General features: G+C 69.3%; 5 protein-coding genes. 4 read left to right on the top strand and 1 reads right to left on the bottom strand.

Annotation, left to right across the window (positions count from 1 at the left end; translation table 11 throughout):
• Nucleotides 1–107 precede the first annotated feature (107 nt).
• From VGZ32_RS27415 to VGZ32_RS27405, 3 genes are all read left to right on the top strand, one after another.
• Nucleotides 108–1,763, top strand: a complete 1,656-nt coding sequence (locus tag VGZ32_RS27415) for an alkaline phosphatase family protein (RefSeq protein WP_326889116.1) — start codon at nt 108–110, stop codon at nt 1,761–1,763.
• Between the two features lie 176 nt (nt 1,764–1,939).
• On the top strand, nt 1,940–3,175 hold the full coding sequence (locus VGZ32_RS27410; protein WP_326889115.1) for a DUF1906 domain-containing protein: 1,236 nt from the start codon (nt 1,940–1,942) through the stop codon (nt 3,173–3,175).
• 96 nt (nt 3,176–3,271) lie between these two features.
• Nucleotides 3,272–4,570 (top strand): amidohydrolase family protein, encoded by a 1,299-nt coding sequence (locus VGZ32_RS27405; RefSeq protein ID WP_326889114.1) that lies wholly within the window; start codon nt 3,272–3,274, stop codon nt 4,568–4,570.
• A gap of 26 nt (nt 4,571–4,596) precedes the next feature.
• Here the strand turns inward: VGZ32_RS27405 and VGZ32_RS27400 are convergent, their stop codons facing one another.
• The gene (locus tag VGZ32_RS27400) at nt 4,597–5,292 is read right to left on the bottom strand and encodes a demethylmenaquinone methyltransferase (protein ID WP_326889113.1); all 696 of its coding nucleotides are present in this window, start codon (nt 5,290–5,292) and stop codon (nt 4,597–4,599) included.
• A 96-nt stretch (nt 5,293–5,388) separates the two neighbouring features.
• On the opposite strand from VGZ32_RS27400, the gene VGZ32_RS27395 reads away from it, so the two are divergent.
• On the top strand, nt 5,389–5,996 hold a 608-nt coding region (locus VGZ32_RS27395), incomplete at its 3' end, for a N,N-dimethylformamidase beta subunit family domain-containing protein (RefSeq protein WP_326889112.1).

The following is a 5,996-nucleotide window of genomic DNA, read 5'->3' as shown; positions in this document are numbered from 1 at the left end:
CTGTTCGTGGCTCGTTCACAATGAGTCAGCCACACTGCCAGTCGGCCCGACTACCAATTGCCTTCGGGGCTGACATCCGGTCGGCCGGAGTCCAGGAGTGGTAGCGAATGTCGAGATTCCCGTGGCGGGCTGCGGGGCTGGCGAGCGCGGCGGTATTGGTGTCGGCCGCCGTCCTCGCCCCCGGCGCCGCGTCGGCGCACGACCGCGACGCGTCAAAGCATGTACTGCTCATCTCGGTGGACGGTCTGCACCAGGCTGACCTGACCTGGTACGTGGCGCAGCACCCGCACTCCGTCCTCGCCGGCCTGGTCAAGGACGGCATCGACTACACGTCCGCGCAGACCACCAACCCGTCCGACTCGTTCCCCGGCATGATCGCGCAGTTCACCGGCGCGACCGCGGGCCAGAGCGGCGTCTACTACGACGACACCTACAACCACGCGCTGCTGCCCCCCGGCACCACGAACTGCACGGGCGTCCCGCTCGGCACCGAGGTCGCCTGGACCGAGGCGGCCGACTACAACCTCAACTCGATCGACGCCGGCGAGGGCCTGTCCGGGCTGCCGGGCTCGATCCTGCAGATGACCGGCAACCCGCTCACCGTGCTCGATCCGGCCAACCTCCCGGTCAACCCGAAGACCTGCAAGCCGGTCTACCCGAACAACTATCTGTACGTGAACAGTGTGTTCGATGTGATCCATCAGGCCGGGCTGCGCACCGCCTGGTCCGACAAGCACCCGGCCTACGCGATCCTGGACGGCAAGAGCGGCACGTCGATCGACGACCTGTTCACCCCGGAGATCAACTCCAACGCCTCGGCCTCCGGCTTCACCACCGGTGACTGGACCACGTCCAACGCCGCGACCCGGCAGTACGACGGCTACAAGGTCCAGGCCGTGCTCAACGAGATCGACGGCTACGACCACAGCGGGACCACCAAGGCCGACGTCCCGGCGATCTTCGGCATGAACTTCCAGACCATCTCGACCGCGCAGAAGCTGCCCGTGTCCGAGGGTCTGACCGGCGGCTACCTGGCCGACGGCGTCACCCCCGGCCCGCTGCTGTCCAACGCGCTGGACTGGCTCGACCAGCAGCTCGGCAAGTTCGTCACGGAGATCAAGAAGCAGCACCTGGACAAGTCGACCACGATCATCGTGTCTGCCAAGCACGGCCAGTCGCCGACCAAGCCGTCGGACCTGACCCGGATCCCGGACGGCCCGATCATCGACGCGGTGAACGCGGCCTGGGCGAACCTGCACCCGACCGCCGCCCCGCTGGTCGCCCTCGCCACGGACGACGACGGTATGCAGTGGTGGCTGAGCGACCGCTCGCAGGCCGCCGCGGACTTCGCGAAGAACTTCCTGCTGAGCCACAGCGGCGTCGGCAACGACATCAACGGCAACCCGAAGGCGTACACCTCGTCCGGTCTCACGACCGTCTACGCGGGTGAGGCTGCGGCCGACTACTACGGCGTCAGCCACAGCGACCCGCGGGTGCCCGACCTGGTCGGCGTCGCGCAGATCGGCACCGTCTACACCGGCGGCAAGGCCAAGATCGCGGAGCACGGCGGCGCCAACCCGGCCGACCGCGACGTCCCGATCGTGGTCTCCGGCGCGGGCGTGGACCCGGACGGCATGAACTACAACGCCACCCCGGTGCTGACCACCCAGATCGCCCCGTCCATCCTCACCCTGCTCGGTCTCGACGTCGACAAGCTGGACACCGTCGTCAAGTACCACGTGCAGGACCTGCCGAGGATCTGAGGCACAGTCTGATGCGGTGTTGATCTGACTGTGTGTTGATCTGAAGTATTAGTGCATTCGGTCCGTCGTGTCCGCCCGGTGCGGAGGCGACGGACCGTTTCGCGTTCCGGCTCCGATACCGTCCGCTTATCGACTGCTCGTTGGTCAACCTCTTGAGTGGGTGACTGGGGGACCGGATGGGGAGTGCACGCAGGTCGCGCCGACTGCGGATCGGCGCTCTCGCCGGGTTGGGCGCGCTGCTCGCCGCGGCGGTGGTGGTCACCGCGCGCGGCGGCGGCTCCCTGACGGACCCGATCAGCACAGCGGACCGTCCGGCGGCGGGATTCAAGACCATCGGCTACCTCGGCCACGGATTCGCCGTTCCCACCGGGTGGCGCGTCGTGGACCTGGCCACGGACCCGACCGCCTGCATCCGCTTCGACGTGCATGCGATCTACCTCGGTACGCCCGGCACGCAGCAGGACTGCCCCGCCCGCGGGGTCGGGCGGCGCACCGGCGCGATCCTCATCCGACCGGTCTCCTCGCCGCGCGGCGCTTTTGTACGCACCGTGGCGGTCGACCGCCCGGCGTCGGCGGAGATCGACGCGACAGCGCCCGGCGTCTCGATCACCGCGTCGTACGGCGCCGATGACCGGTCCGCCGTTGTCGCGGTCCTTTCCGCCGCGCAGCTGCCGAGCCCGGTCGTGGAGCCCGCACCCGACCTCCCGGCCCCGGATGTCGGCGGGCTGCCCACGGGCGCTACCGGCGTCATCACCGGGGTCGGCTTCGACGCCTGCACCGCGCCGAGCTCGGACCAGATGTCGGCCTGGACCGCCCCCGCCTCGCCGTTCACGGCCATCGGCATCTACATCGGCGGCAGCGAGCGGGCCTGCGCTCAGCCGAATCTGACCGCGTCGTGGATCAGCGCCGAGTCTCGGGCCGGCTGGCGCTTCATGCCGCTGTACGTCGGCTGGCAGGCCGCCTGGGACTCGCTCACCCAGACCCCGCCTGCGGTTTTGGGCAAACAGAGCGCCGACGACGCAGTCGTTCAGGCGGCGGCGCTCGGCTTCGGCCCGGGCTCAGTGCTCTACTACGACATGGAGGCGTACTCGACCGCCGCGGAGGGCGCCGCCGCTATGGCGTTCCTTTCCGCCTGGTCCGCCGAACTCCACCTGAAGGGGTACCGCTCGGCCGCTTACAGCAGCGAAAATAGCGGCATCGCCGACCTGGTGGCCAACTTGGGGAAGATCACCGAGCCCGATGTGATCGACGTAGCCAACTGGAACGGCAACGCCGACGCGGACCCGGCCGCCACACCCAACGGCTCGTGGACGCACCTAAGGGTTCACCAGTACCAGGGCGGCGCGGACGCGACCTACGGCGGCGTGCGCATCAACATCGACCGGGACTTCTTCGACCTCCACGTTTCGTAGGCGACCGGGCCGCGGTCGCCTATGAAACGCATGAGGATGTGGCAAGCCGGTGACAACCGTGCGTGCGCGCCCGATCGCGCTCGATAGGCTCGGTCCATGCTCATGTTGCACAGCGCGCCGATAGTCCTGCCCGTCTCGGCCGAGGCGATCGCCGACGGGGCCGTCCTGGTCGACGGGGACCGGATCGCCGCGGTCGGCCCGCGCGCCGACCTCGCCGCGGCCCACCCGGACGTCCGCGAGCGAGCCTGGGCCGGCGTGCTGACGCCCGGGCTGGTGAACGCGCACGCGCACTTGCAGTACACCGACTTCGAGGAGCTCAACTCGCTCGACGCGCCCTTCCCGGTCTGGCTCGGCCGGATGGTCGCCAAGCGGCCGACCTTCACCTCGCAGATGTGGCAGGAGTCCACCCGGCGCGGCCTGCACCTGATGCTCAAGAGCGGCACGACGGCGGTCGCGGACATCGTCACCGAGCCTGAGGCGCTCGTGCCCACCGCGCGGTCTGGTATCGCCGGGATTTCCTACCTCGAGGCGGTCTTCGAGGACGCGCGCAGTTGGTCGGACGGCGGACGCGTACGCATGCTCGCCGCCCTGGACGGCGCGCCCGGCGGTCGGACCGTGGGCGTCTCGCCACACACCCCGTACACGATCGCCACCGCCGTGTTCGCGGACTGCATCGCGATCGCCCGCGAGCGCGGTCTGCGCACGCACACTCACGTGGCCGAATCCCAGGCCGAGGTCGAGTACGTCTGGTCCGGGACGGGACCGTTCGCGCAGTCCATGACCGAAGCGGGCAAGGCGATGGAGCTGGTCCGGGACGGCGGCAGCGGCCTGAGCCCGGCGGGCTACCTGGACAAGATCGGCGCTCTGGGGCCGGACGTCCACGCCGCGCACTGCGTGCACTGCGACGCCGAGGACCGCGAACTGCTGCGGACCCGCGGCGTCTACGCGGCGCTGTGCGTGCGCTCGAACCGGATCCTGCAGGCCGGGGAGCCTCCGATCGCGGCCTACCTGCGCGAAGGCTCGCCGTTCGCGATCGGTACGGACTCGCTGGCCTCCTCCCCGTCCCTCGACCTGCTCGAGGAGGCGGCGGCGCTGCGCGCTCTCGCCCGCGACCAGGGGTATCAGGCGGCGGACCTCGACCGCCGGATCGTCGAGGCGGCCACGCTCGGCGGCGCGGCGGCGATGGGCCTGGGCGATGTGGGCCGGCTGGCGGAGGGCGCCCGCGCGGACCTCGCGGTCTTCGCCCTCTCCGAGTCCGCTGAGGCGTCGATGGATGCCGCTTTAGGCACAGTCGACACGGATGCCGTCTACGCCGCGCTGCTCGACGCCGCCGCGGCGAAGAAGCACCGGTGCATCGCCACAGTCCTCGGCGGAACCATCACCCATCGTGCTTGATTGCTGTGCTTGATTATTGGACCTGATCAGGCGCCCGCGTATGCCCTATGCAGCGCGACGATCCCGCCGGTCAAGTTCCGGTAGGCGACGCGCGACCACCCCGAGGCCTTGACGAGCGTGGCCAGCCCGCGCTGGTCCGGCCAGGCGCGGATCGACTCCGCCAGGTAGACGTACGCGTCCGGGTTCGAGGCGACCTTGTTCGCGATCGCGGGCAGCAGGCGCATTAGGTATTCGAGGTAGACGGTGCGGAACGGCCCGTTGGTCGGATGGGAGAACTCGCACACGAGCAGCCGCCCGCCCGGCTTGGTGACCCGGCGCAACTCGCGCAGCGCGGCCGTGGTGTCCGCGATGTTGCGCAGCCCGAACGAGATGGTCACCGCGTCGAACACGCCGTCCGCGAAGGGCAGCTTCATCCCGTCGGCCGCCACGAAGTCGAGGTGTGGATTGCGCGCCTGACCCACCTTCAGCATCCCGAGGGAGAAGTCGCAGGCCACCACGGACGCCCCGGCCTGGACAAAGGGCGTCGAGGAGGTTCCGGTGCCGGCGGCCAGGTCGAGGATCCGCTCGCCCGGCTTCGCGTCGACCGCCGCGGCAACCGCATTCCGCCACAGTCTGGTCTGACCTAGTGACAGTACGTCGTTGGTGAGGTCGTAGCGCTCCGCGACGCCGTCGAACATCGCCGCGACCTCATGCGGCTCCTTATCCAGGGACGCTCTGCTCATGGGCCTATCCTGGCATCTCGGCGAGAAGGAGGGGCACAGGCGGTGGCACGTAACACTGGGTTACGTATCACGGGGTTACACGGAATCGTGTGCGCAGTGCTGACCTTCGTCGGTTCCGCGCTCCTCGCCGGGTGCACGACTTCGTCTGGCGGAAGCAACGTCGAGCCCGCGACCAGCGGTTCATCCGCTTCCACCGCCGTGTCTCCATCCGGGACCGCCTCCGGATTCGACGTCGCCGCCGAGAATGCCAAGCCCGGCACGCCTGGTTGGGCGATCGGTGGGTCCGCCGTCGGCCCTCAGAACGCCATCCAGGGATACGCGGACCAGGTCTCAGTGACCTCCGGACAGCCGTTCAAGCTTTACGTCTCCACCACCGCGCCGCAGTTCACCGCGACCGCTTATCGCATCGGCTACTACGGCGGCGCGGGAGCACGCGAGCAGTGGCAGTCGCCGCCGACGCCCGGCGCGCTCCAGACCGCGCAGACGATCGATCGGGCGACCAACACCGTCGAGTGCCAGTGGAAGCCTTCGCTGACGGTTGATACGAAGGGTTGGCCGGAGGGCGATTATCTGATCAAGTTGGTCGCTTCGAACGGTGTCGGGCAGCGGTATGTGCCGATCACGGTTCGTTCGACCGAGACGGCCGGGCGGGTCATCCTCGTCGCCGGTGTCACGACCTGGCAGGCGTACAACGCGTGGGGCGG

Origin of the sequence: Actinocrinis sp. (assembly GCF_035938995.1) — a bacterium.
GTDB lineage: Bacteria > Actinomycetota > Actinomycetes > Streptomycetales > Catenulisporaceae > DASZGI01.
Note: the sequence above shows the minus strand (reverse complement) of the source record. Positions and strands in the feature narration are given on the sequence as shown.